The organism is Bacillus sp. FSL M8-0277 (assembly GCF_037975305.1).
In the GTDB taxonomy this organism is placed as follows: domain Bacteria; phylum Bacillota; class Bacilli; order Bacillales; family Bacillaceae; genus Bacillus; species Bacillus pumilus.
The window spans coordinates 298,401-322,486 of the sequence record NZ_CP150255.1; the positions used below are offsets into that span (position 1 = coordinate 298,401).

At 42.0% G+C, this 24,086-nt stretch carries 23 protein-coding genes; 17 read left to right on the plus strand and 6 right to left on the minus strand.

Features of this window, described 5'->3' with window-relative positions; genetic code table 11:
* Positions 1-2 precede the first annotated feature (2 nt).
* The gene (locus MKZ05_RS01665) at positions 3-1,043 is read right to left on the minus strand and encodes a DUF4352 domain-containing protein (RefSeq protein ID WP_339161105.1); all 1,041 of its coding nucleotides are present in this window, start codon (positions 1,041-1,043) and stop codon (positions 3-5) included.
* A gap of 396 nt (positions 1,044-1,439) precedes the next feature.
* Here MKZ05_RS01665 and MKZ05_RS01670 point away from each other — a divergent pair, with 396 nt between their 5' ends.
* Positions 1,440-2,369 (plus strand): aldo/keto reductase, encoded by a 930-nt coding sequence (locus MKZ05_RS01670; protein ID WP_034620710.1) that lies wholly within the window; start codon positions 1,440-1,442, stop codon positions 2,367-2,369.
* A 30-nt stretch (positions 2,370-2,399) separates the two neighbouring features.
* On the opposite strand, the gene MKZ05_RS01675 is transcribed toward MKZ05_RS01670, so the two are convergent.
* Complete coding sequence (locus tag MKZ05_RS01675; RefSeq protein ID WP_226804611.1) at positions 2,400-3,365, minus strand: GHKL domain-containing protein; 966 nt, start codon at positions 3,363-3,365, stop codon at positions 2,400-2,402.
* Between the two features lie 11 nt (positions 3,366-3,376).
* Positions 3,377-4,078, minus strand: a complete 702-nt coding sequence (locus MKZ05_RS01680) for a LytTR family DNA-binding domain-containing protein (protein WP_050943318.1) — start codon at positions 4,076-4,078, stop codon at positions 3,377-3,379.
* Between the two features lie 160 nt (positions 4,079-4,238).
* On the opposite strand from MKZ05_RS01680, the gene MKZ05_RS01685 reads away from it, so the two are divergent.
* The 3 genes from MKZ05_RS01685 (at position 4,239) to MKZ05_RS01695 (ending at position 6,638) form a co-directional block, all read left to right on the plus strand.
* Positions 4,239-4,979 (plus strand): ATP-binding cassette domain-containing protein, encoded by a 741-nt coding sequence (locus tag MKZ05_RS01685; RefSeq protein ID WP_339161108.1) that lies wholly within the window; start codon positions 4,239-4,241, stop codon positions 4,977-4,979.
* Positions 4,979-6,154: an ABC transporter permease gene (locus MKZ05_RS01690; RefSeq protein WP_339161110.1), complete on the plus strand. Its 1,176-nt coding sequence runs from the start codon at positions 4,979-4,981 to the stop codon at positions 6,152-6,154. Before MKZ05_RS01685 ends, MKZ05_RS01690 begins: the two co-directional genes overlap by 1 nt.
* A 148-nt stretch (positions 6,155-6,302) precedes the next feature.
* Positions 6,303-6,638, plus strand: a complete 336-nt coding sequence (locus MKZ05_RS01695; RefSeq protein ID WP_106032914.1) for a hypothetical protein — start codon at positions 6,303-6,305, stop codon at positions 6,636-6,638.
* Positions 6,639-6,734: 96 nt separating this feature from the next.
* Here MKZ05_RS01695 and MKZ05_RS01700 read toward each other — a convergent pair whose 3' ends face one another.
* Positions 6,735-7,793 carry a DUF4352 domain-containing protein gene (locus MKZ05_RS01700; protein ID WP_003217128.1) on the minus strand — a complete coding sequence of 353 codons (1,059 nt, stop codon included), beginning with the start codon at positions 7,791-7,793 and terminating at the stop codon, positions 6,735-6,737.
* A gap of 537 nt (positions 7,794-8,330) precedes the next feature.
* Between MKZ05_RS01700 and MKZ05_RS01705 the strand changes: the two genes are divergently transcribed.
* Both MKZ05_RS01705 and MKZ05_RS01710 read left to right on the plus strand, forming a co-directional pair.
* A complete protein-coding gene (locus MKZ05_RS01705; RefSeq protein ID WP_003217242.1) occupies positions 8,331-8,759 on the plus strand; it encodes a cell wall hydrolase in 429 nt (142 codons plus the stop codon).
* Positions 8,760-8,878: 119 nt separating this feature from the next.
* On the plus strand, positions 8,879-9,658 hold the full coding sequence (locus tag MKZ05_RS01710; protein ID WP_335365101.1) for a glucose 1-dehydrogenase: 780 nt from the start codon (positions 8,879-8,881) through the stop codon (positions 9,656-9,658).
* A 21-nt stretch (positions 9,659-9,679) separates the two neighbouring features.
* On the opposite strand, the gene MKZ05_RS01715 is transcribed toward MKZ05_RS01710, so the two are convergent.
* Together MKZ05_RS01715 and MKZ05_RS01720 are read right to left on the minus strand one after the other, a co-directional pair.
* A complete protein-coding gene (locus tag MKZ05_RS01715; protein WP_339161114.1) occupies positions 9,680-10,720 on the minus strand; it encodes an acyltransferase family protein in 1,041 nt (346 codons plus the stop codon).
* A gap of 219 nt (positions 10,721-10,939) precedes the next feature.
* On the minus strand, positions 10,940-11,932 hold the full coding sequence (locus MKZ05_RS01720; RefSeq protein ID WP_310427431.1) for an LLM class flavin-dependent oxidoreductase: 993 nt from the start codon (positions 11,930-11,932) through the stop codon (positions 10,940-10,942).
* A gap of 412 nt (positions 11,933-12,344) precedes the next feature.
* Between MKZ05_RS01720 and MKZ05_RS01725 the strand changes: the two genes are divergently transcribed.
* From MKZ05_RS01725 to opuAA, 11 genes are all read left to right on the plus strand, one after another.
* The gene (locus MKZ05_RS01725; RefSeq protein WP_044139240.1) at positions 12,345-12,947 is read left to right on the plus strand and encodes a TerD family protein; all 603 of its coding nucleotides are present in this window, start codon (positions 12,345-12,347) and stop codon (positions 12,945-12,947) included.
* 20 nt (positions 12,948-12,967) lie between these two features.
* On the plus strand, positions 12,968-13,549 hold the full coding sequence (locus MKZ05_RS01730) for a TerD family protein (RefSeq protein WP_003217119.1): 582 nt from the start codon (positions 12,968-12,970) through the stop codon (positions 13,547-13,549).
* Between the two features lie 42 nt (positions 13,550-13,591).
* Complete coding sequence (locus MKZ05_RS01735) at positions 13,592-14,170, plus strand: TerD family protein (RefSeq protein ID WP_003216935.1); 579 nt, start codon at positions 13,592-13,594, stop codon at positions 14,168-14,170.
* A gap of 137 nt (positions 14,171-14,307) precedes the next feature.
* Positions 14,308-15,087 (plus strand): TerC family protein, encoded by a 780-nt coding sequence (locus MKZ05_RS01740; RefSeq protein WP_012008834.1) that lies wholly within the window; start codon positions 14,308-14,310, stop codon positions 15,085-15,087.
* Positions 15,088-15,186: 99 nt separating this feature from the next.
* Positions 15,187-16,377 carry an HpcH/HpaI aldolase/citrate lyase family protein gene (locus MKZ05_RS01745; protein WP_322000220.1) on the plus strand — a complete coding sequence of 397 codons (1,191 nt, stop codon included), beginning with the start codon at positions 15,187-15,189 and terminating at the stop codon, positions 16,375-16,377.
* Positions 16,367-17,698 carry a phosphoribosyltransferase family protein gene (locus MKZ05_RS01750; protein WP_339162331.1) on the plus strand — a complete coding sequence of 444 codons (1,332 nt, stop codon included), beginning with the start codon at positions 16,367-16,369 and terminating at the stop codon, positions 17,696-17,698. Before MKZ05_RS01745 ends, MKZ05_RS01750 begins: the two co-directional genes overlap by 11 nt.
* The gene (locus MKZ05_RS01755; RefSeq protein WP_339161117.1) at positions 17,691-18,800 is read left to right on the plus strand and encodes a cysteine protease StiP family protein; all 1,110 of its coding nucleotides are present in this window, start codon (positions 17,691-17,693) and stop codon (positions 18,798-18,800) included. The genes MKZ05_RS01750 and MKZ05_RS01755 overlap by 8 nt, the downstream gene beginning before the upstream one ends.
* Complete coding sequence (locus MKZ05_RS01760; protein ID WP_339161119.1) at positions 18,797-19,612, plus strand: HAD family hydrolase; 816 nt, start codon at positions 18,797-18,799, stop codon at positions 19,610-19,612. Before MKZ05_RS01755 ends, MKZ05_RS01760 begins: the two co-directional genes overlap by 4 nt.
* Before the next feature lie 70 nt (positions 19,613-19,682).
* Positions 19,683-21,299, plus strand: coding sequence for a YceG family protein (locus MKZ05_RS01765; protein WP_003217097.1), 1,617 nt, complete (start codon positions 19,683-19,685; stop codon positions 21,297-21,299).
* A 14-nt stretch (positions 21,300-21,313) separates the two neighbouring features.
* On the plus strand, positions 21,314-22,408 hold the full coding sequence (locus MKZ05_RS01770; RefSeq protein WP_003217200.1) for a toxic anion resistance protein: 1,095 nt from the start codon (positions 21,314-21,316) through the stop codon (positions 22,406-22,408).
* Positions 22,409-22,808: 400 nt separating this feature from the next.
* Positions 22,809-24,077 carry a glycine/proline betaine ABC transporter ATP-binding protein OpuAA gene (gene opuAA, locus MKZ05_RS01775; protein WP_003216978.1) on the plus strand — a complete coding sequence of 423 codons (1,269 nt, stop codon included), beginning with the start codon at positions 22,809-22,811 and terminating at the stop codon, positions 24,075-24,077.
* Positions 24,078-24,086: the final 9 nt, after the last annotated feature.

The window sequence follows — 24,086 nt, forward strand, 5'->3', positions numbered from 1 at the left end:
GATTATCTTGTTTTAATAAAACCGCTCATGTACTGCGATGTATTGTAATCGTTAAGGTCAATTTTCCACTGACCATCCCCATTACGTTTCATTTTCACTTCGTATTCAGCCGGGCTGGAGACTGGAGGAAGCTTTTCGAATTCAGATGCGTACAAGTTTAAGCTTTTCTTATACAATTCTTCTTTAGAGCGGATCTTGCCGTTGTAAAACTCGTCTCTTTGCTTGTCCAGCTTGTCTTTTAAGTTAGAAGCATCAATGCCTGTTACTTGAGCGACAACCTTCGCCTCGTCATTAGAGATGGTTTTTACACTTGTTTCTACTTTGGTTTTATCCTTCATGGTGTCTTGAATCCGTTTGTACATCGACAGAATATCACGGTCACTTACTTCATTGCCGTACATGCCGGCAGTTCTTTTGAAGTCTTTTACGAACATATCGTGGTATTTATTCACGACATCGGATTGGTTGTCACCTGTTAAATCTGCAAATTGATCGTTCTTTTTGTCAAATACAATGATATCCGTATAAGCGGATAGCGCTTTTGCAGGGTTATCCAGCTTTTTCGCTGTATCCAGTATTTTGTTTCCATCTAGGTCGATTTCGATCGAATCACTGTTTTTCTTGATGCTGTCTTGGTACACGAACTGATATTTTTTCCCTTTGTCTACTAGGAAATAAAGAGCACCTGATTGTGATTTTCCTTTGTTCAATGAACCAAGGTCAAGACGGTCTTTACTGCCGTAAAATTTTAAATCAGATACTTTGGCATCGTCCTGATAAAGGGAGAAGTCAGAGCTATATAATGATAGAGCTTTGTCACCTTTGTTTGTAATCGTCAGGTTGATTTTTAGCACCAATTCATTGTCTCTTAGCGTAGTTGTTGAGTCTTCTGGTAACGTATATTCGTAGCTATCGACTTTTACCTCTGCTGTTTTTGTTGATTTTTGATCAGTGTTGCTTGATTTTGCTGAGCTCTGGCAAGCTGCAGAGATGATCATCACGAACGAAATCATGAGGAGTGCACTTATTTTTTTAAGATTCACAGTTGATGCTCCTTTGCTTTTCTTTCGTCATTTCATTCCCGCTATCTGACTATGAAAAAAGAAACAGATAGGATGGTATATTCGGGTGTTACAGGGGAAAATCTCCTTATGACGATTTGCACTTTTCATTCTATCGAAATTCAATCATGATGAGGAATAGGTTTTAGTCCCTATCTTTGAAAGGAATTTACACAAAAGCCAATAATAAAAGGAAATGCGTAAGTCTAATATACCGGTTAATAAGAATTAATTTGTAGATTTATTATCGGTTTTAAATGTTTTTTACGTAAAAATCTTGAAGTGAGGGTGTTGGTGCTTCAGAGAGCAGGATACTTGAATGTTGGAAAGGATTCATGGGAAAATAAGGATGATTAAGCAGATAAGGGAGATGAACTTTTGAAAAAGGTAACGCTTGGACGAACTAATTTACAGGTGAATCCGATAGGGCTTGGTACGAATGCGGTAGGTGGACATAATTTGTTCCCGAACCTGAGTGAAGATGCCGGACGAGAGCTTGTGGAGACAGCTCTTGATCAAGGTGTCAATTTCTTAGATTCTGCTTTTATTTATGGGCTGGGCCGTTCAGAGGAGTTGATTGGTGAGATTATTGCCAAAAGAGGCGGTAGAGAAAACCTTGTCCTTGCGACAAAGGGGGCTCATAAAGAAGTAAACGGACAAATTGAATTGGATAACAGCCGAGACTTTTTAAGAGAGCAGGTCGAAAATAGCCTGAAACGACTGCAAACAGATTATATTGATTTATACTATATGCATTTCCCGGACGGCCGGACACCGCTGGAAGAAGTAGCAGGCACATTAAAGGAATTGAAGGATGAAGGGAAAATCAGGGCCATTGGTGCATCAAATCTTGATTTTGAACAGCTTCAAGCCTTTAATCGAGATGGCTACTTAGATGTGCTTCAGTCGGAGTATTCTTTGCTGAAACGTGAGGCAGAGCAGGATCTTCTCCCATACTGCGTCGAGCATCGTATTTCCTTTATTCCGTATTTCCCGTTGGCGTCAGGTTTGTTGACTGGTAAATTTACGAAGGATGCGACATTTGATGATATTCGAGCAAAAGATCCGCTTTTCCAAGGCGAGGCGTTCCTTCAAAACCTCGAAAAAGTAGACAAGCTGAAGGCAATTGCGCAATCAAAGAACGCCGAAACGGCACACGTCGCACTCGCTTGGCTTTTAGCACAGGACGGCATCGACGCCATTATTCCAGGTGCAAAACGAGCTGAGCAAGTTCAGCAAAACCTAAAAACAAACGAAGTTCAATTAACAAAAGAGGAAATCAATCAAATTGACCACATTTTCTCTTAATCAAAAAAGGTGCTTAGCTGCACCTTTTTTTTATGACATCGTGAGAGGGATTTTGATGACAAGCCGCAAATGTGGAGAACGGTAAGTGAAATCAAGAGTACCGTCTGCCTTTTCAACAAGCTGATGAATGATATAAGTCCCCATTCCTTGATGATCCCCGCCTTTTGTCGAGCGGCCAAAGTTTTTGAACAAATGGTCTAACACGTGTTTTTCCATTCCTTTTGTGCTGTTCTCACAATGGATTAAAAAGAGCCCGCTCCGAATAGAGGTCGTAATCGAGATGCTGCCCTCTTTCCCGGCTTGCTTCGCTTCAATCGCTGCGTCTAGGGCATTATCAAGCAAGTTTCCAGTGAAACTAACCTGATCCGCCTTAGAAAAGGGAAGCGATGAAAAAGGTGCTTGAAGGTCTAGAGAAAGGGCAATGTCCTCTTTTTCAGCCCGTTGAAAAAAGGAATGCAGGGTTGAGGCCAAATAGGCATTTTCTCCTTTCATCCAAGGGAAATGTTTTACGTATTGCTGAATCAAATCCTTGATCTCGTGCTCGTCGTTCGACGCGGAAAAGGCATTTAAATGTCTAGCTGTTTCATGATGTTTACTGCGCAGCTCAAGCAGCAATTCATTGGTTCTTGATTCTGCATTGATCAGCTCTTGAAGCCGCCCGTTTAATCGTTTCTCCGTCTGCATCATCTTCAATGAAAGGATATCTGTTGTCATGATGATGATCAAAACTAAAAGAGAGCTCCATCCATTTCCTTGCGTCAGAAAAAGGGAAAGACCTGCACAGGTAAAGAGCACAAAAGCGCCCAACATCACATAACCACTCACATGAGGCAAAAACCTTTTGTATATGAAAAATGTATAAAGACAAATCACACAAAAAGTGAGGAGCCACAGCACTCCTGATGATAGCGGCAGAATAGCTTCAGCAGCTGCATGAAACGCAAGACCTAGCCATATGAGAGCATACATGCGGAATCCAAGATAGAAAGCGTTCACGTTCGTTCTCCTTAAAAATAATATTTCTTAAAATATTCTAATTGCTGCTTGGTCATCATGGCTTTTTTATCTGTACCTTCAAAAGACACGATAAATGAATTTTTGGCATACGCCGAGAAGTTCTTAATGTAATGAATATTGATGATAAACGATCGGTGAGAGCGGATAAAATCTTTTTCAGCTAGATCGCCCTTTAACTCGTTTAGTGTCTGATATGTTTGGATATCTCCTGTTGTTGTGACAATGGTGGTTGACCTGCCTGTTCGCTCAACAAAAATGACATCCTTCTTTTGCAGCACATGAATATCTGACTGCTGTTTAATGAGAAGCCGTCCATGAATGCTTTTCTCCTGCTTGGTGGACATGTAGCGTTCTAAGGATTTGGCAATTCGATCGGCTTGGTAGGGCTTCATAATATAATCGTGAACATTTAAATCAAACGCATGGACCGCATATCCGCTGTTTCCTGTCACAAAGACAACATCGACATTCAGTGCATGAGAGTGAATGAGATCCGCTAATTCATAACCGGACATTCCGGGCATTTCAATGTCTGCGAACAACAGATCAATATCTCCTTTTTTGACCTTCTCGTATGCATCCTCTGCTGACTGCGTGACAAAGACAATCTCCACAGTCTCCATTCTGCCTACAATGGCATGCAGTTTTTCTAAATCTACTCGGTAATCGTCAACGAGACCTACTTTTATCATAAAAATCACCTATGACTCATCGTATTATTTGTCTATTTTATCATTTGTTTTTTAAAATAGATCATTTCAAGACAGAAAAAGGACGTTTCGCGACATTTTTATGTCAGGGAAGCTTTATTTTTTCTATCATAGACTTAGAAAGTTGAAAGGGGCGAACCACATGATTACTCTCAGCGATTGCAGCTGCTGGTTTAAAGATAAGAAAAAAGTCGTGAAAGCGATGAAACATATGACGTTCTCCGTGAAGGAAGGGGAAGTCGTTGGCATCCTAGGAGAAAATGGTGCAGGGAAGACCACATTATTACGCGCCGTAGCCACATTATTAGAACCTACGCACGGATCAGTCACTGTCGCAGGCTTTGATACGGTGAAAGAATCTACGGAAGTGAAAAAGCGAATTGGTGTCTTGTTTGGCGGTGAGACGGGGCTTTACGATCGTTTAACGGCACGAGAAAACCTTGAATACTTTGGCAAATTGTATGGCTTAGATCAGCATGAAATCAAAGCAAGAATAGAGGATTTGGCAAAGCGTTTTGGGATGAGACAATATGTGGATCGAAAGGTGAAAGGATTCTCAAGAGGAATGAAACAAAAGGTGGCGATTGCCAGAACCTTGATTCATGATCCTGACATTATTTTATTTGATGAGCCGACAACAGGCTTGGATATTACATCAAGTAATATTTTCAGAGACTTTATTCATCAGCTCAAGCAGCAAAATAAAACCATCCTTTTTTCAAGCCACATCATGGAAGAAGTCAGCCAGCTTTGTGACAGTGTCATGATGATTCATCAAGGAGAGCTTGTGTATAAAGGGACACTTCCAGAATTATATACACAGGAACAAAGTGATGACTTAAACTATATCTTTATGTCGAAGCTCGCTAGGGGGATTTCATAATGTGGAAAACCGTATTTTTAAAAGAAATGACAGATGCGCTAAGAGACCGAAAAACGCTACTCTTAACAGTGCTGATACCTCTTTTGACGATGCTTGGATTGGTGTTCTTTTATGAAAGCATGATTGCAGATCCAGGAAATGAAACCTATACGGTCGCAGTGAATGAACAGCTTCCAACTGAAATGAATCAAATGATCAAAGAGGTCAAAAACCTCACACTTGAAACATTTGATGACCCGCAGCAAGCTGTCAAAGATGGAAAGGCGAATGCTTATCTGGAAATGCCGAAAGAGGCAGACGACATGCTTCAGCATCAACAATCATTTGCGATTAAAATTCATGGGTACACAACAGATGATGATTCGGTGATAACGGTTCAAATGCTGCAATCCTTACTGGAGCAGTATCAAAACCAAGTCGTAGAAAAGCGTTTAGCCGCTGATCAAATCAATACGTCTGTTGTTCATCCATTTCAGGTGCAGGCTGTTGATGTAGAAGAGGGCGATGAAGGAGAAAATGGCATGACCTCTATGCTTTTGTCGATTCTTCTTCCAATGATTTTGGTGACCTCCGTCATCTCAGGTGCTTTGCCAGCTGCGCTTGATATTGTAGCGGGTGAAAAAGACCGAAAATCCATTGAAGCGTTGTTCCTGACACCTGCCAGCAGACTCCAAATTCTCATCGGAAAATGGCTGGCTGTCTCCATGTTCGGGATTTTAAGTGGAATTGTGGCGATCGGCATGCTGCTACTATCCACGCTGCTCTTTACAGAAAAGCTAAAACAAGCACTGAACTTTGGTGATCAAATGTGGAGTATTATCGGCGTCATGTTTGCGGCGCTCATCATCTTCTCCTTCATGGTATCGATGATTGAACTGCTACTCAGTGTCGTTTCAAGCTCAGTGAAAGAAGCGCAATCGTACATGTCCATGATCATTACATTAGGTGTGATCCCAATGTTCTTTACCATGAGAGCAGGTGCTACGCAGCTAGATACGTATTACTTTGCTGTCCCATTCCTCAATATTCATGCGCTCTGTAAGCAATTGATGTTTGGAATCATTGATCCGATGGCCGTCACTCTGACACTCGGCTCCTCAGCCCTCGCAGTCGTCATCTTGTTTGTCATCGTGAGAAGCTTGTTTATGCAAGAGAAATGGATGCTTGCAAAATAAAGAAAGTAAAAACTTGTAGATTTTATCTGCAAGTTTTTTATATCCAGAGATTTATATAAAAGAGATTCACGATCGGGTGAAAGGAATGGCATAATGGAAGGGGGAACTTACATTATTATCCTAATTTATTTAAAGAGGTGATTCGTTTATGTCTTATCAAACAGAAGACGATGATGTGCTAGAGCTATGTAATATATATGCTCAACAAACACACCATTTTGAAGCTTTTATTTTGGGAAACAGGAAAGGGTTATTGGAATTAAGAAAAGCGATAGATGAGGCATTAGAAACGGGTAGTTCCGTTGCACATTTATATCCATCTGATTTTGAAGGATATGAAACGTATGTTGCTTTAGTAGACGATGAGCAAAAGTTTGAGAAATTAATGGATCCTTATGTAGAGGAATACGGACAAGAGGAGGATGCGGTTGATCCGGTTGAAGTGATAAAAGAGTATGAAGCTGTAAAAGAAAATTCTTCATAATAGACCGTATCTTGCTTTCTGTGCTGTAATTCGGAATTAAATATAGGATCAAACGAAAAACGTTAACAAAAAACCCCCGGCATCGGGGGTTTTTCCTTAGTTCTTGATGAACTTTTCAACTAATGAGCTTGTTTTGTAATCGTTCAAATCAAGTTTCCATTGGTCGATGTCATTTTTCTTCATGTTGACTTCTACTGTTTCTTCAGAAGATGATGGTCCTAATTTTTTGAACTCTTCTGGGTAGATCGAGAGTAGGTATTTTTGAGCTTCATCGTAAGAAGCTGAACGGTTTTTGCTGTAGAACTCAGTCGCTTTTTCTTTTAAACGATCGACAAGCGGGCTTGCATCAATTGGTGTAAGAGTTACAGTCACAACAGCTTTATCACCACTGATCGCTTTTGTTTTTGTTGATACTTTTGATTTTTCAGCTAATGTTTCTTTCACAGCTTTTAGAAGCTTATCAAGGTTTTCGTCCTTCGCTGAGCTAGAAGAAATACCTGATGACGTGATGTAGCCTTGTTTGAATGATTTATCAAATTGGTTGACAACAGTTGATTTGTTATCACCTGTTAGTTTTTCGAACTCGTCGTTATTCTTACCGAAAATCATGACATCAATATAAGAAGAAAGGGCTTTTGCAGATGCTTGAAGTGTATCTGCTTTTTTCATTAAGTCTTTACCTTTAATATCGAATTCTAGTGTTTTGTCATCTTTTTTAGAACCACTACCTGGCTCATTGTACACAAGCTGATAGTCTTTGTCTTTATCAACAACAAAGAAAAGACCGCCTTTTGATACTTTGTCTGCATTTAGAGAGCTTGAAGATAATACTTCATTGTAGTCATCTGGAGAGATCGTAGACACCTGTGAGTCATCTTGGTAAAGCGTAAAGTTGCTTTTATCAACATTTAGAGGCTCTTTGCTGATATTTTTTACAGATACGTTCACTTTTAGTACATACTGATCATCCTGTACAGATGTATCGTATTGAGGTGGTAATGTGTACTCAGCACTTTCTACCTTTACCTCTGCTGCATCAAGAGATTTTGTATCTTTTTCCTTTGCAGCTGACTTTTCTTTTCCACCACTACAAGCAGCAGCGACAACAGTGACACATAAGATCAGAAGAAACAGGGATAATTTCTTTTTAAACATGACGTGTTTTCCTCCTCGGGTTTATGATGAATTTCATTGAAAAGCTTTAGTTCATATCATTCTTTTTGCACAAAAAGAAAAATACTGTATGTTTTTTACTGTAGAATGAAGCGAAAGTACTGTCAATACTTCAGTGCGTTTCTAAGGTCGCACAGCTTCAAGTAGTAAAAATGACACTAAGTTGAAAGGAGAAACTTGTAAAATATGATTTGATGTCTCCTGTAAAAACTCAATATTTTATATTTTAAGGTTTTGAGTCGGATTGTTGAATAGGTTCAAATGACTGTTTTTGATGCTGATGTCGCAATTAGAAGGATTTTTATGACTTGTAAGTGAGTCTATAGTAATGAATATTTTTTCCTGTAATGTGCATGATCACTAGGTTTGTGTGTTGTTGGCAGAGAGACACATGTCCAGCAAAATGTTGAGGTGTTTAGACAGGCTCTCGACACGGAATGTGTCTTTTCCCTTCAAAATGGCAGTCATCTACACAGAAACCCTACATAAAATAAAAGAGAAACGAATGGAGGTGGATGTATGGCAGTGGTAAGAGCGACAAGCTCTGATATTGACCTCATGGCCAGACTGCTGAGAGCGGAGGCAGAAGGTGAAGGGAAGCAAGGGATGCTGCTTGTAGGAAATGTGGGCATCAACCGGTTGCGTGCCAACTGCTCTGACTTTAAAGGGCTGCGTACGATTCCACAAATGATTTATCAGGAGCATGCATTTGAAGCAGTCACGCATGGTTATTTTTATCAACGAGCACGAGAAACAGAAAAAACACTTGCACGGAGGAATATTAACGGAGAACGATTTTGGCCAGCAAAATTCAGCCTTTGGTATTTTAAGCCGCCTGGTAATTGTCCACCGACATGGTACAATCAGCCGTTTGTGGCAAGGTATAAGTCTCATTGCTTTTATCAGCCAACCGCTGAAACTTGTGAAAATGTCTATAACACCTTTTAGCTTGATGAACAGCACAATCCTCTTAGTCAACGATTGCAGAGGATTGTGTTTTTCTTTTTTTCAAAATGGGTAACCATTGTGTATCAACAAGATGAAGCACGTGATAGGAGGAAATAAAGATGTATCAAGATTTAAAAGGGAAAACAGCCATTGTCACAGGTTCTTCAAAAGGAATCGGACAAGCCATCGCATTACGATTTGGACAAGAGCAGATGAATGTGGTTGTGAACTATAAAGGTGATGAAGAGGGTGCTGAAGAAACGGTCCAAGCCATTCAGCAGCGCGGAGGTAGGGCGGTGAAAGTACACGCAGATGTCTCCAAAGAGGAAGGAATTCAATCCATCATGGATACAGCACTGGAGCATTTCGGAACAGTCGATGTGTTCGTCAATAATTCAGGCTTTAATGGTGAAGAAGCGATGCCGCATGAGATGACGCTCAAGCAATGGCAAAAAGTCATTGATGTCAATATCACAGGCGCCTTTTTAGGGGCAAAGGTCGCAATTGCCTATATGATGGAGCATGACATCAAAGGGTCTATTTTAAATATATCCAGTGTCCATCAGGAAATACCGCGCCCGTTCAATGTTCACTATTCCACTTCCAAAGGCGGAATGAACATGATGACAAAAACGCTGGCTCTTGATTATGCAGAAGCAGGGATTCGGATCAATGCAATTGCACCAGGTACAATGGCGACCGAATCGAATGATGATTTGCAGGATGAACAGAAAAAACAAAAGCAGCTTGAAAAGATTCCGATGAGAGCATTTGGTGAACCGAAGGAGATTGGGTCCGCTGCTGCATTCCTCGTATCTAAGGAAGCTTCGTATATCACAGGCACCACTTTATTTGTAGATGGAGGAATGACGCTTTACCCTTCTCAAATCAATGATTAATCCAAAAAAACATCCGCCCAATTAGCCGGCGGATGTTTTTTGTTCGTAGCGGTGTGCGGCTTTGGCTGGTTTGCCGAGCAGCATCGGGTACTTGCTCAGGAAGGAGATACACGGCACCATAAGCAGCAATGTTCCGATCGTGTAAAAGAGAGTCCAAGAGAGCTGCGCTGTATCTGCAATATTGATGCCAAGTCCATAATAAACAAATGCTTTCATGATATCGATGCCGGCAAATTGCAAGACAAGAATAACAATGGAATTTCGTCCGAGATACGTCAAAATAGGGGACGTTTTGAATTTGAAACTTAAATAAATCACAGCAGCTGAACCGAGCAACGCACATGCATAGAAAAGAAAAAGATCACCATAGTCATTCACGCGCATATCAATCCGCGAATTAAAGCTTTGCATGTAAGCCGTCAGTACAAGCAGACCTGTACAAAGAAGAAGGGTTGGGTCTGTTTTTAATTCCACAAACCATTGCTTTGTCAAAAATCCGATTGAATAAAACACAACAGCCGTCAAGGCGACATTGGCATTCCACGGCAGACTTTGGTCTAAAAGCAAGGTTGAGGCATATCCAGCACCTCCGCAAAGGACGGTCAGTAAGATCAAGACAGCAGGTTTCCCTTTTGTCAGACGGTGCATAAAGAAAAAGATCACTTCCACTAAAAAGAGCGTCGTTAAAAACCAGATGGCTGGGTTATGCGTGAGTCTAGCTTCATCTGCATTGGATATAAAAATACCTGTAAACGGAACGAAAGGGTCAATATCCGTTTGTCCCTTAAAGGCAAAAAAACGAGTAACGGTGAACCAGAAAACATACGTAATGATGGAGAAATAGAGATAGGGCAAGAGTAAGCTCTTGGCTTTCTTCTGAATAAATGACAGAGCAGGGCGTGAGGATGATCGAAACATCATGCCTGATAGTAAAAAGAAAAGCGGCATATGAAAAGAGTAAATGAATTGCTTGAGCGGATCTGGAATGGGCACATGTGCCATGACTACGAGCAGAATACCAATCCCCTTAGCTGCATCGACCCATTCGAGTCTCTTATTCATGGCCTGTCATCTCCTTCCTTCTAGCGTCGTAAACGTGTCTTTCATATGTACCTCTACTATATAAAAGGTACACCCCTTATGCGTTTACAGTTCGCTAACGATTAGAAGACACATTTGCGATCAGATGACAGGCGGAAGGATTTTGACATCTTGATGTTACATTTCCCATTTCAGATCGTTGACAAAGGGCTAAAATGATTTTATTTTAGCCCTTTGTCTTCAAAATAATTCGGCAATTCGTTTGAAGGAGCGCTGTTTTTCGATCGGATCAAATGAATTGTTTAAAATCATGATGTCATCCGTTTGATAGCGGTCCATCAAGCTAAGTAATTGCTCTTTCACCGTTGCCTTTGAGCCGACGATCATCCGCTGGCGGTTTAGTAACACTTTTTTCTTTTCCTGCGAGGTGTAGTGATAGGTACTGGCTTCTTCTATAGAAGGTACGCGGCTATCTAGTCCTTTTTCAACACGCAGCAGCCATAAATCTGTACTGCTGGCGATCCGTTCGGCCTCTTCATCGGTTTCACCACAAATGACAAACACGGCAAACATAGCGTGCGGCTGGGTGGAAAAGACAGATGGAGAAAAGTGAGACCGATACGTCTCAAATGCTTGTTTGCCACGTGCAGGGTGGATAAAGTGACCAAAAATATAGTTGATCCCAAGTTCCGCTGCCTGCATGGCGCTATTTTCTCCTAGACCAAGCAGCCAAACTGGAGGACGAGCATCAACAAGCGGAGAAGCCTTGACCCCTGCATGCGGGTGCCCAGAAGGCAGGCTGTCTGATAAGTAAAATAGAAGATCCTTCAGCTGGCGGTCAAACTGAGACAGGTCTTTATGCACGCCGTCTGTCAAAGCCAGTCTCGTCCTTTCAATCCCGCCCGGAGATTTACCGACACCGATTTCAATTCGTCCAGGATACAGAGCCTCAAGCTGCCGCGTGACCTCTGCTACTTTCAAGGGGCTGTACTGCGGAAGTAAAATGCCGCCAGACCCGGTACGTAAGGTCGATGTATGAGCAGCAATATGTGCCATTAATATTTCAGGTGCTGTACTAGCGAGCCCTCTTGTGCTGTGGTGTTCAGCAAACCAATAACGCTCATACCCAAGCGTTTCCGCAAGCTGAGCCAGCTGCGTTGTGTGAATCAATGTCTCTTGCGCTGTCTGACCTTTAGGAATAGCGACTTGATCTAATATGTGAAGTGATGGCATCATCAACATCCTTTCGATAATACGTTGGATATAAGTATAAAGAAATCCACGGATGGAAGGAAACGAAAGGGTTTATCCTTTGATCTCATGCTTTATCTTTTCTATATCAACATATGAAACCACATCAATACACTATTTATCAGCAAGAGCTGTGGACAAGAATTTTCGACAATGTTTCACATGAAACACTTCATTTACGACATGAACCATTTTCAACATGGATCTTTCGTTAAAAAAATATCATCTGTTTGAAACCTATCTTGAACGTAGATCGTATATACTAGTAAATAGAAAAAAGAGTAAGAGGCTCCAATGTCATTTCATGAATTTTGTCGAATTTTCATGTATGATGATTTTAATAGGGTCCATCGCTTAATAAATAGATTTTTATTATGCTGGAGGAGTGATTGATTTGGCGATTACATTAGAAAAAGGTCAACGTATTGATTTAACAAAAGGGAAGGCAGGACTAACGAATATCCTAGTTGGACTTGGCTGGGACCCTGTATCACAAGGCGGCGGATTTTTAGGAAAGCTGTTTGGCGGCGGAGGCGGCGCTGATATTGATTGTGATGCTTCAGTGCTCATGCTGAAAAATGATAAGTTTACGGAAAATAAAGATTTGATTTATTTTGGCAACTTGAAAAGCAAATGCGGCAGTGTCGAGCATACAGGTGACAACCTGACTGGTGAAGGAGACGGAGATGATGAACAAGTCCTCGTCAACTTGAGCAAGGTGCCGGGCAATGTGAATAAATTGGTGTTTGTTGTGAACATCTATGATGCACTAAGAAGAAATCAACACTTTGGTATGATTCAAAATGCGTACATTCGCATCGTGGATCGTTCAAACAATCAAGAATTAGTGAAATATAATTTAAAAGATGAGTATGCAGGGAAAACATCATTAATCGTCGGAGAGCTTTATCGTCACGAGAATGAGTGGAAGTTTGCGGCTGTTGGGGACGGTACAAATGATGCGAAGCTTGCCGATATTACGAGAAACTACATTTAATTAGAAGGGAGAGGTTCCTAGTGGGAATTTCTTTAGCGAAAGGTCAAAAAATTGATTTAACAAAAACAAATCCAGGTTTAACAAAAGTGGTCGTAGGTCTTGGCTGGGATGTCAATAAGTATGACGGCGGACAAGACTTTGATCTAGACGCAAGTGTATTTCTTTTAGATGCGGCAGGTAAGGCAAGCTCACCATCTGATTTTGTCTTTTACAATCAAACAACTGGCGGTGGCGGCAGTGTCGTTCATACAGGCGATAACCGCACTGGTGAAGGCGACGGAGATGACGAGCAGGTCAACATCGACTTATCAGCTGTACCAGCGAGTATTGAGAAGATTTCATTTGTCATCACGATTCATGATGCAGAAGCGCGCAGTCAAAATTTCGGACAAGTCACGAACGCATATGTGCGCATTTTAAATGCAGCATCAAATGAAGAGCTCATTCGCTATGATTTGGCGGAGGACTTTTCAATTGAAACAGCGATTATTGTAGGTGAATTATACCGTCATGGCGGAGAATGGAAATTCTCGGCTGTTGGATCGGGCTATCAAGGCGGACTTGCCCGCATTGCAACAGACTTCGGTTTAGATATCGGGTAACGACCCGTTTTCATATTTTCAGGAGACAGGAGAGATACGAATATGGCGATTCAGCTTTCAAAAGGACAACGTGTCGATTTAACAAAAACCAACCCAGGACTGACGAAAGTGATGATCGGTCTTGGCTGGGATACGAATAAATATTCTGGCGGAGCCGAATTTGATTTGGACGCTTCGGCATTCTTAGTGGATGCAAACAATCGTTGTCAGCAAGACACAGATTTTGTTTTCTATAATAACCTTCAGCACCCAAGCGGCAGTGTCACTCATACAGGTGATAACCGGACGGGTGAAGGAGATGGAGATGACGAGCAAATTCTCGTTGATTTCTCAAAAATTCCTGCTAACATTGATCGTATCGGAATTACAGTGACGATTCATGATGCAGAGACGCGCAGCCAGAATTTTGGACAAGTCTCAAATGCGTTTGTTCGTGTTGTAAATGAAGAGGGCGGGGAAGAATTGATTCGCTTCGATTTAGGGGAAGACTTCTCAATTGAAACGGCTGTCGTAGTGTGTGAATTGTACCGACACGAAAGCGATTGGAAGTTTAACGCGATCGGAAGCGGATTCTCTGGCGGACTTGCAGCTCTTTGTCAAAATTATGGGTTAGAAGTATAAACGAGAGAAACAAAATTCAAGAGGCGCTGCCAATGACTCATATGAGGGCCTTTTCCAAAGTGAGAAAGAAACAGCGATCAAGAATAACAGCAGGCGAAAGCCTGCTGATGCTTCTACACTTATAGGAGGAAAACCAGTTGGACATTTTGAAACATATGTTGGACACGTATGCCTCGTTTTTTGATTGGCATATGTGGGCAGAGGTATTAACAAACCCTGTCTCTTGGGGGCTCATTGGGACCCTTGTTGTGCTTGAAGGATTGTTATCAGCAGATAACGCACTTGTATTAGCTGTCATGGTGAAACATTTACCAGAAAAGCAGCGTAAAAAGGCATTAACCTACGGATTAATTGGCGCTTATTTCTTCCGTTTTCTATTCATTGGCGTGGGGATGCTGCTTATTAAGTTCTGGTGGATTAAGGTTCTCGGAGCTGCATATTTAGCATGGCTTGTCATTAAGCATTTCTGGTTAGGTGACGGCGATGACGAAGCGAAGGAATTGAAAAAAGAAGGCTGGATGATTCGCGTATTTGGCGTGTTCTGGGCAACCGTTATTTCTGTGGAAATTATGGACCTTGCCTTCTCGGTGGACAGTATTCTTGCGGCATTCGCTGTATCTGAGGAAGTATGGATTCTTCTATTAGGCGGAATGCTTGGCATTCTCATGATGCGTACAGTGGCACAGTTATTCCTTGTCCTCATTGACCGTATCCCAGAGCTTGAGAATACCGCGTTTATTCTCATCGGGATTATTGCTATCAAAATGGGCTTAAGTGCTGCACATATTGAAATTCCGCATCTTGCATTCTTTGCGATTATTATTCTAGCGTTTATCGGAACGTTTATTGTTCATAAAATCAATAAGAAGAAACATCAAGATGTGACAAACGAAGCTGCGGCTTCAAAAGAAGAATAGAATAGGACGATCAAAAAGGAATGGAGTTGAACTAGCGGCTCCATCTTTTTTGAATCATCAGGTTATTGATTTTCTCTAAACAACAGGAGGTGGCACAGCATGCGGTATTTCCGTTTTTTATCAGAGGCGAGGCAGCACGATCTTTTTTTCAAGCGGCCGGAGGCGATGCATTCACTGACACCGAGGCATGTACTTGCGCATGCATTAGGTGCTACTTTGTATATGCCTGCGACAAGACAAGATATAGCAGATATGCTGCTGTCGCAGAAATATGAAGCGCTTTGCTCTGTTGTATTTTGCTTGGAGGATGCCATCGGTGATCAAGAAGTGGACATGGCTGAACAGAATCTAGTGGCACAACTGGCCAGTCTCAAAGAGAAAGTCACGCATGCGCCTGAAACGGCTGAACATTTGCCTCTTATATTTATTCGCGTTCGTTCGCCGAAACAGCTGCTCAAAATGGCAGACTTGCTCGGTTCCTCTCTTCAATTACTTACCGGTTTTGTGTTCCCGAAGTACTCGGTTCATAATGCGAAGGATTATTTGGACAGTCTGAAACAGGCATCGTCCCAAACGCAGACAACACTTTATGGGATGCCCATTTTGGAAACACCTGATTTACTAGAAAAAGAAACAAGATATACGGTGTTGTCAGAGTTAAAGCAGATCTTGCTGAATGACGAGGAATATATTTTGAATATTCGCATTGGGGCAACAGATCTTTGCGGTTTGTACGGGATTCGCCGTGATCGTGACACGACCATTTATGAAATTAATTTGATTGCTGATCTGATCACAGATATCATCAATTATTTTGGCCGTTCCTTTGTGGTATCAGGTGCTGTGTGGGAGCATTTTGGCCCTGCACGAAAGGAACAAAAACCATTCATCCGGGCACTTTCTCATAAGAGTGGCGAATCGTCTTCATCTGAATTTGATGACGTACAAGGTTTACTCAAGGAGACAAAACTCGATGTGGCTAACGGCATTCATGGAAAGACGGTCATTCATCCAACACATCTCAAGCCGGTTCAAAGCATGTATGTTGTGACGAAGGAAGAGTATATGGATGCATTAAGCATTCTGGAACATGCAGACGGCACAGTTGGCGTAATGAAGAGTACCTTCTCTAATAAAATGAATGAAACGAAGCCGCATTACCGGTGGGCAGAGCACATTTTAATGAAGTCAGATATTTACGGGGTGTTTCATGAAAATAGAAGCTATATCGACATACTCACAGAAACAGAAGCCGCATACGCTGAGCATCTTGGAACATATGGAAGTTGAGCTTGTTCTCAAAGAAGGTGCGCTTCAGCTAGAAAAAGAGCATCTTTTTGACATGGCTGCAAGGGTGAACAAAAAAAGAGCCTTTTTATTCGTTAGTAAGGTGCTCGGTAAGCACATTCCTGTTCATCCAGTAAAACCGCTCCTTGTCTCGGGACTTTTAGCCATGGCGTATGCCAAAGAGCAAACAGGCAAGACGTCTCCATATCAAGAGCTTTTAGTAGAAGCACTCAAGACGGATGACCACACGGTATTAACTAAAGCCTACGAAGCGCTCAAAAAAGAGAAGCTTTCAACAGGAAAACAGCCGATCGTGATCGGCTTTGCAGAAACAGCCACAGCTCTTGGTCACGGTGTGTATGACGTATTAGAAGGAGCATCTTACATTCATACGACACGTGAACAGCTGCTGGATCTTGATCCTTCATTGGTATTTGAAGAAGAGCATTCGCATGCAACGGATCAGCTTTGTTATGCAGACGAAGCATTACTTCGCACAAACCGTCCCATCGTGCTAGTAGATGATGAAGTCACGACAGGTCGTACGAATATCAATATCATTCGGGACCTTCATGCAAAGCACCCACGGCATTCTTACACGATTCTTTCTATTTTAGACTGGCGGACAGAGGAGCACGAGAAAGCCATGTGTGAGCTTGAAAAGGAGCTTGGTATTCACATCACCTCATTGTCTTTATTAAAAGGGCAAATGGTTTTTCGAGGCAAAACGCTCGATGAACCAGCTTATTCGTATGAGATAGCTGAGCAAAAGGATCTGCCAAGTCTCTCTGTTCACTCCCTTCAATCTTTCTTTCAGCAAGAGCCATATGCACGTTCTCATGCAACCAATTCGGCTGGTCATTCGCCATATATACATGAAACGGGTCGTTTTGGTTTAAACGCAGCAGATACGGCAGTCATCGACCAAGCAGCTGCAGAGGCTGGGCTGCAACTAAAGCAGGATCGCAAAGGAAAGCAGACACTTTGTTTAGGAACAGGTGAGCTGATGTATGTGCCGATGAGAGTGGCTGCACATATGGGAGAAGGTGTTCTCTTTCATTCAACGACGAGAAGCCCAATTCATCCCGTTGAAAAGGATGGATACGCTGTTCAAAACGGGTTCACCTTTGTGAGTCCAGAGGATGCTCGAATCCAGCATTACGTGTACAACATACCAAAAGGTCAATACGATGATGTATTTCTCTTCTTTGAGAAAAAGGTCTCTCAGGAGGCATTGCTTCCGCTTGTTCATTTATTTGCCGAGCGGCATGTGAAGCATGTGCAGATTGTGACTTTATCAGACGAGGTGAAGGTGAATGGCTAATGTGTATACAAAGATGGGAAGCTATCCAGAGCAGGATGTAACCTTCTTACTCAAAGATTTATCATCCATTGAGATGGAGAAAAGTACAGAGGAGCGGGAACGTTCGATTCAGAGTGGTGCCCATTATTCAGAAATGCTGCCGATTGAATATAAACCAACGGAATCTTATATGGATTTATTCTATGAATCTCTGAAAGAAAGTAAGGAGAAGGTAGCAGAAGCAGTAGCTGTTGTAGCAGAACAGATTGTGAAAAAGCGAGGCTTCCAAACGGTGCTTTGCAGTTTGGCTAGAGCGGGAACGCCGATCGGGGTACTTATCAAACGATATATTCGAAAGACATATGGTCTTGAACTGCCTCATTACAGCATCTCGATTATTCGTGATCGAGGAATAGATGAGAATGCGCTGCATTATATGCTCAAGGAGCATCCGGGCTATGAGATTGCCTTTATTGATGGATGGACCGGAAAAGGTGCGATTTCGAGAGAGCTCCAAAAAGCGGTGATTGATTTTGAAAGAAAGTACGGTATTCGTCTTTCTAGTGAACTAGCTGTACTCGCTGATCCTGGCTATTGTACACATGTCTACGGAACGAGAGAGGATTTTCTCATTCCAAGTGCTTGCCTGAATTCGACTGTATCTGGACTTGTTAGTCGTACCGTACTAAACAACCGCTGGATCAATGCCGATGATTTCCATGGGGCAAAATATTATGAAGAGCTTCTTGAAGAGGATGTGTCCAATCTGTATGTGGATACAATCGAAGAAGCATTTTCTAGCCTCGAACCAAATGTAGAAGAGAAAGCAGAAACCATCCTCGCGCACGGAATGCCTGCGGATTGGCGAGGGATGGCGTCCATTGAAGCGATCGGTCAGGAGTTTCAAATTGAAAACAACCATTTGATTAAGCCGGGTGTTGGTGAGACGACTCGTGTGCTGCTGAGAAGAATCCCTTGGAAAATCTTGATTCAGCCTGGGTCTCAGGAGAAGCTAAAGCATATTTTGCTTTTGGCAGAGGACAGAGGCGTTCCTGTCATTGAATATGCCAATATGTCCTATACGTGCTGTGGACTCATTCGTCCGCTGGAGCAGACGTCATGAAGACAAGTGTGTTTGCCAGCGATTTAGACCGGACACTGATTTACTCACACCGAGTGCTGGATCAGTATGAGTATGAAGGAGATTATGATTTAGTTGAGATGCTGGATGAACGTCCGCTTTCCTATATGTCGGTTGAAACGAAAAAATCCTTGCAGAAGATTCATCAATTGGGCTGGTTTATTCCAGTGACGACAAGAACGACCGCTCAGTATGAACGGATCACCTTCTTTCAACAAGAGCTCAAACCGGAGTATGCCATCACGACAAATGGGGGCTGTATCCTGCATCACGGCAAGCCGCTTGAGGATTGGCAGGTCATCGTTGATGAGAGGCTCAAAGCGTGTATGTCAGTCAGAGAGATGCTAAGAGCCATCTCCGAACTTCCAGTTGCAGCATGGGTGAAGCGTACCCGGACAGCCGAGGGAAGATTTCTTTATTTGATTATGAAAGATGAGTATCTGTCTCGCATTCCACTTGCTGAATTGAAGCAGTGGGGCGAGGAGAGAGGCTGGCAGGTGTCTCTACAAGGACGGAAGCTTTACTTTATTCCGTCACCGCTCAATAAGTGGGATGCTGTTGCTTTTCTAAAGGAGCGGCTGGAGCTTGAATATGTATACGGTGCGGGTGATTCCCTCTTAGATGCAGGTCTCATTCGACAGGCAGATATGGGCTTTGCCCCAAGGCATGGAGAAGTGCTCGACTTTGATCCATTACTTGAGCCGACAGCAGCATCTGGCATGGCAGCAGCAGATGAAATCACCGCTTGTGTCATGAACCAGATGACGGCCGCAAAAAAGCCTTCGATTCGATAGCAGAAGTAGAAGGGTGAATGATATGATAGTAGTAGCTTTCGAGAAAATATAGGAGAAAGGAAGGAGCGGCGTGAGTTATAAAGAAATCAATGTTAACCAAACACGGGCGGAGCAGGAAGCCTGGAAAAACGTGCTGAAAAAGCCGCTCCCTGAAAGAGACGGTTATGTAAAGGACGAGCATACATTGTCCTTGCCGCGTCTCGCCGCCCGGGTCCTTGGAACTCCGCATGATGCAACCGATTATTTTATTTATTTACATGAATTATATGAAACAGATGGCGTTCACATTTTAAGTGAAACGCTCAATCGTCATATTGAGCCGGAGCATTTTCAAGCGCTTCAACGCATTCATTTGATTAACCAAGAAGAAAAGGGATTATCTGTGAATCGCTTTGTGGCTTTCTTAGATGGTGAACAGCTGATTGTACGCCATCCAAACCCTGTGATGAACCGGCATATCCGCCTTTCATTGATCAAGGTGTTTGAGCATTTCAAACAGCTGCATGAAGGGGGATTTCAGCATCCCGATTTCCGCCGGGTACTCCTGGATGTAGTGAAGTTTTCAAATAATCATCTAGGTCCATGGCTGAAGGAAGTCAATATAGAAGAAAAAATGCCGGCTGTCATTTGGTATGGAGAGGCGAATAAAAGTCAGCTTTATTTTCTTTACTATGTCATGCTGATTGGCTGTGATGTTGTGCTATTTCATCCAGAGGGCGAGGATTCGTTCCGCGAACTAGATCCAGAAGAAAAGCTGACTTTTATTGATCAGTATCCGGGGACTTCAAAGCTGGAACCGTTCCCTACTGAAAAGCCTGAGAGGAAATCAACGGTGGCGTACCGCTCGACAAGAGAGCTTGAAGAGGTGCTCCACACGGAAGATTCAATGCTGTATAAGCCTTGGCAATTCAGAGATCATACTCCTCATTCTATTACGCTGAAGACAACGTATGATGAGCTGTTTTTAATTGCAAAGGAACGTTCCTTTATCCGCCCTAATTTTCAAGCAGACCGCGACACGATACAGATTCCGAACCTCTTTGCGAAAATGATGGGAGTCACACGAGACAAGCGTGAATACTGGGATCGTATCCACACGTTAATGGAATGGAAAGAGACGAAGACCATTCGCCATTTTCCTTTTACGAAAGAAGTGTCTTCGAATTATCAATTTCATTATCAGCATGCCCTTTCGTCTGCTGGAGAGATTGATCCTGAATTATTAATGAAAAGCAACGTGTGGCAGTTTTCTCATCTATATGAGGGGACGCAGCGTGCGATAGCAGAGGCGATATCTCGAATCTGTCAGCATCCGAAGCTATTAAAAGAAGGCAATGAGACTGAATTAGATGTCCGTATTTATTTATTCAAACAGGTACTGCATATCGGCCAGGAGCTCATTGAACTCATTCAAACCTTTGATTATGCACAAACCGTACCGAAAGTGATTTTATATCATACGGAATATAATGGTGAGCTGACTCGTTCTGATGCGGCTGCCCTGATTTTTCTAAATGAAATGGGTGTGGATCTCTTCGTGTATCATCCGGCGGGATACCAGTGTATTGAGCGGTATATAGATGACCAATTATTTGATACCCATTGGCTTGATGAGATGGTTATGAACCAGGAGTTTAAAGAGCCGTCCATCGTTAGAAAATTATTTCAATCCATTAAAAACAGATAAGGAGATCAAAGCTTATGACAAATACAAACGGAAATGACATCATTTCAATTGATAAAGAGGAAATCTCCATTGAGAAGGCAGACGATATTCGCGTTCAGCTTCGAAATGAACCAGAAGTGCAAAATATTGCGAGACAGATCGATGCGAAAAATCAGCTGGAGCTGCTTGAATACGGAAAACAGCCGGCCGTTGAAATCTCTAAGTTCTCTGATCGTATTCTTTCGATGATGCGTTCAACTAGTGTCACTGACTCAGGAACGATGCTGACGCAGCTTGGAAAAATTATGGATCGTTTTGATAAAAATGATTTTGACGAGCCAAAGGGTGGTTTACTGTCAAAAATCTTTAAACGCGGCGGCAGCATGATTGAAAAGATTTTCAGTAAATATCAAACGCTCGGTGCAGAGATTGAAAAAATTAATGTAGAGATCAGTAAATATAAAGACGAAATGACCAAATCGACTGTGACGCTTGAAGAAATGTATGAGCATAACATTCAATACTATATGGAGCTTGAAAAGTATGTCGTTGCAGGTCAAATGAAAATCGAGGAATTAAAGCAATTGGTTCCTTCTTATGAAGAAAAAGCAGCTAGTGGAAACCAGCTCGCACAAATGGAGCTTGATACACTTCGTAACGGCATTCAAGCGTTGGAAGAGCGTGTATATGACCTTGATATGGCACGGATGGTGGCTCTTCAAACAGCACCGCAAATTCGTTTGCTGCAGCGTGGGAATACGAAACTAATCGGTAAAATCAACTCAGCGTTCATTATCACGATTCCGATCTTTAAAAATGGCATCATTCAAGCTGTGACAGCGAAAAGACAAAAGCTTGTGGCTGATTCAATGAGTGAGCTGGATAGAAGAACAAATGAAATGCTGAAACGAAATGCTGAAAACATCTCAAGCCAAAGTGTAGAGATTGCCAAATTGTCTGGACGTCCAAGTATCGACATTGAAACGATCGAATCTTCCTTTAATACGATTGTACAAGGGATGAAAGAGACAAAACAGATCGAAGAAGAAAACAAACGATTACGCGAAGATGGAACAAAGCGTATGCTTGAATTGCAAGATAATATTAAGCGAGCTGCACTAGAGTCCTAAAAAATAAGCTGTCTGTAACTAAAGTTGCAGGCAGTTTATTAATATTTTAATTAAAATTTGAATGAAAAAGGTTTCTATGTGACCATTTTCGGGTAAATCCTGTTCAGGGGAATGGTTCACCCATGTTCGAAAAAGTTCGCTATGGTGAGGATTTGAGTTATTTTTTAGCACAATTAGGAATTTCCAGTAAAATATTGTCTGATGAGAGGAAATACCCCGTAAATGATGTTGTTTATGAAGCATTCTATAGGATTTACGAGTAATACGGCGTATAAACTCTAATCACCAGACCTCTTATATGGAATTCATACATATTGTGCGGAAATAAGCGAATTCTAAAGATTGTTCGCATCATAACGCTTATGTTACGGTTATAAAGATGCTAATTTGGAGGGAAAATATGAATTCTGAAGAGAGAAATATCAAAATCAAGATAAATAATGTATCTAAAATTTTCGGTAAAAATGCTAAAAAAGCAACTCAAATGCTTGAAAAAGGAAAAACAAAAAGAGAGATCCTAAAAGAGACCGGCGCAACAGTTGGTGTCAATCGAGCAAATTTTGATGTGTATGACGGCGAGATATTTGTCATCATGGGGCTATCAGGGAGCGGAAAGTCCACACTTGTGCGGCTGCTAAATAGGTTAATCGAACCAACCTCCGGCGAAATATATATTGATGGGGATATGATAACAAATATGTCAAAGGATCAATTGCGTGAAGTCAGACGGAAAAAGATCAGCATGGTCTTCCAAAACTTCGCATTGTTCCCGCACCGCACCATTCTTGAGAACACAGAGTATGGTCTTGAATTACAAGGTGTAGACAAAGAAGAGCGCCACTCAAAAGCGCTTGAATCTTTAAAGCTTGTTGGACTTGAAGGCTTTGAAGAGCAATATCCAAACCAATTAAGTGGTGGGATGCAGCAGCGTGTTGGATTGGCACGTGCATTAGCAAATGACCCTGACATCTTATTAATGGATGAAGCATTCAGCGCACTCGATCCATTAATTCGTAAAGACATGCAGGATGAATTGCTTGAGCTTCACACATCTGTAGGAAAAACGATCATTTTCATTACCCATGATTTAGATGAGGCGCTTCGGATTGGCGACCGCATTGTGCTCATGAAGGACGGGAATATCGTCCAAATCGGAACACCAGAAGAAATTTTGATGAACCCATCGAATGAATATGTTGAACGATTCGTTGAAGATGTCGACCTTTCTAAAGTATTAACCGCTGGTCATATTATGAAACGTGCAGAAACAGTCCAGCTCGACAAAGGGGCACGTGTTGCGCTCACGCTCATGAAAAACCTTGGAATTTCGTCAATCTATGCAGTTGATAAGAAAAAGCATTTATTAGGTGTTATTTCTGCACAAGCGGCGAAAAAGGCGGCAGAAATGGGAGCATCGCTTGAAACTGTTCTTGATAAAGAATTCACGACAGTATTGGAATCTACGTATTTGACAGAAATCTTTGATGCAGTGTCTGATGCGGCAAACATTCCAATTGCCGTTGTCGATGAGAAAAACAGAATGAAGGGTATTGTGGTCAGAGGTGCATTAATTGGTGCGTTATCAGGTAATGATGAGTATATCAACATGTCTTCTAACAAGCTTGAGGAAATTAAAACACAAGAGCCTTCTGCACAGGAGGTAGAATAAGATGTTTAG

Excerpts from the sequence above, each read along its gene's own strand:
- MKZ05_RS01680 (WP_050943318.1), bottom strand. The coding sequence starts at position 4,078 with ATGATAAAAGTAGGTCTCGTTGACGATTACCGAGTAGATTTAGAAAAA.
- MKZ05_RS01685 (WP_339161108.1), top strand. The coding sequence starts at position 4,239 with ATGATTACTCTCAGCGATTGCAGCTGCTGGTTTAAAGATAAGAAAAAA.
- MKZ05_RS01690 (WP_339161110.1), top strand. The coding sequence starts at position 4,979 with ATGTGGAAAACCGTATTTTTAAAAGAAATGACAGATGCGCTAAGAGAC.
- MKZ05_RS01695 (WP_106032914.1), top strand. The coding sequence starts at position 6,303 with ATGTCTTATCAAACAGAAGACGATGATGTGCTAGAGCTATGTAATATA.
- MKZ05_RS01700 (WP_003217128.1), bottom strand. The coding sequence starts at position 7,793 with ATGTTTAAAAAGAAATTATCCCTGTTTCTTCTGATCTTATGTGTCACT.
- MKZ05_RS01705 (WP_003217242.1), top strand. The coding sequence starts at position 8,331 with ATGGCAGTGGTAAGAGCGACAAGCTCTGATATTGACCTCATGGCCAGA.
- MKZ05_RS01710 (WP_335365101.1), top strand. The coding sequence starts at position 8,879 with ATGTATCAAGATTTAAAAGGGAAAACAGCCATTGTCACAGGTTCTTCA.
- MKZ05_RS01715 (WP_339161114.1), bottom strand. The coding sequence starts at position 10,720 with ATGAATAAGAGACTCGAATGGGTCGATGCAGCTAAGGGGATTGGTATT.
- MKZ05_RS01720 (WP_310427431.1), bottom strand. The coding sequence starts at position 11,932 with ATGCCATCACTTCACATATTAGATCAAGTCGCTATTCCTAAAGGTCAG.
- MKZ05_RS01735 (WP_003216935.1), top strand. The coding sequence starts at position 13,592 with ATGGCGATTCAGCTTTCAAAAGGACAACGTGTCGATTTAACAAAAACC.
- MKZ05_RS01745 (WP_322000220.1), top strand. The coding sequence starts at position 15,187 with ATGCGGTATTTCCGTTTTTTATCAGAGGCGAGGCAGCACGATCTTTTT.
- MKZ05_RS01750 (WP_339162331.1), top strand. The coding sequence starts at position 16,367 with ATGGAAGTTGAGCTTGTTCTCAAAGAAGGTGCGCTTCAGCTAGAAAAA.
- MKZ05_RS01755 (WP_339161117.1), top strand. The coding sequence starts at position 17,691 with ATGGCTAATGTGTATACAAAGATGGGAAGCTATCCAGAGCAGGATGTA.
- MKZ05_RS01760 (WP_339161119.1), top strand. The coding sequence starts at position 18,797 with ATGAAGACAAGTGTGTTTGCCAGCGATTTAGACCGGACACTGATTTAC.
- MKZ05_RS01770 (WP_003217200.1), top strand. The coding sequence starts at position 21,314 with ATGACAAATACAAACGGAAATGACATCATTTCAATTGATAAAGAGGAA.
- opuAA (WP_003216978.1), top strand. The coding sequence starts at position 22,809 with ATGAATTCTGAAGAGAGAAATATCAAAATCAAGATAAATAATGTATCT.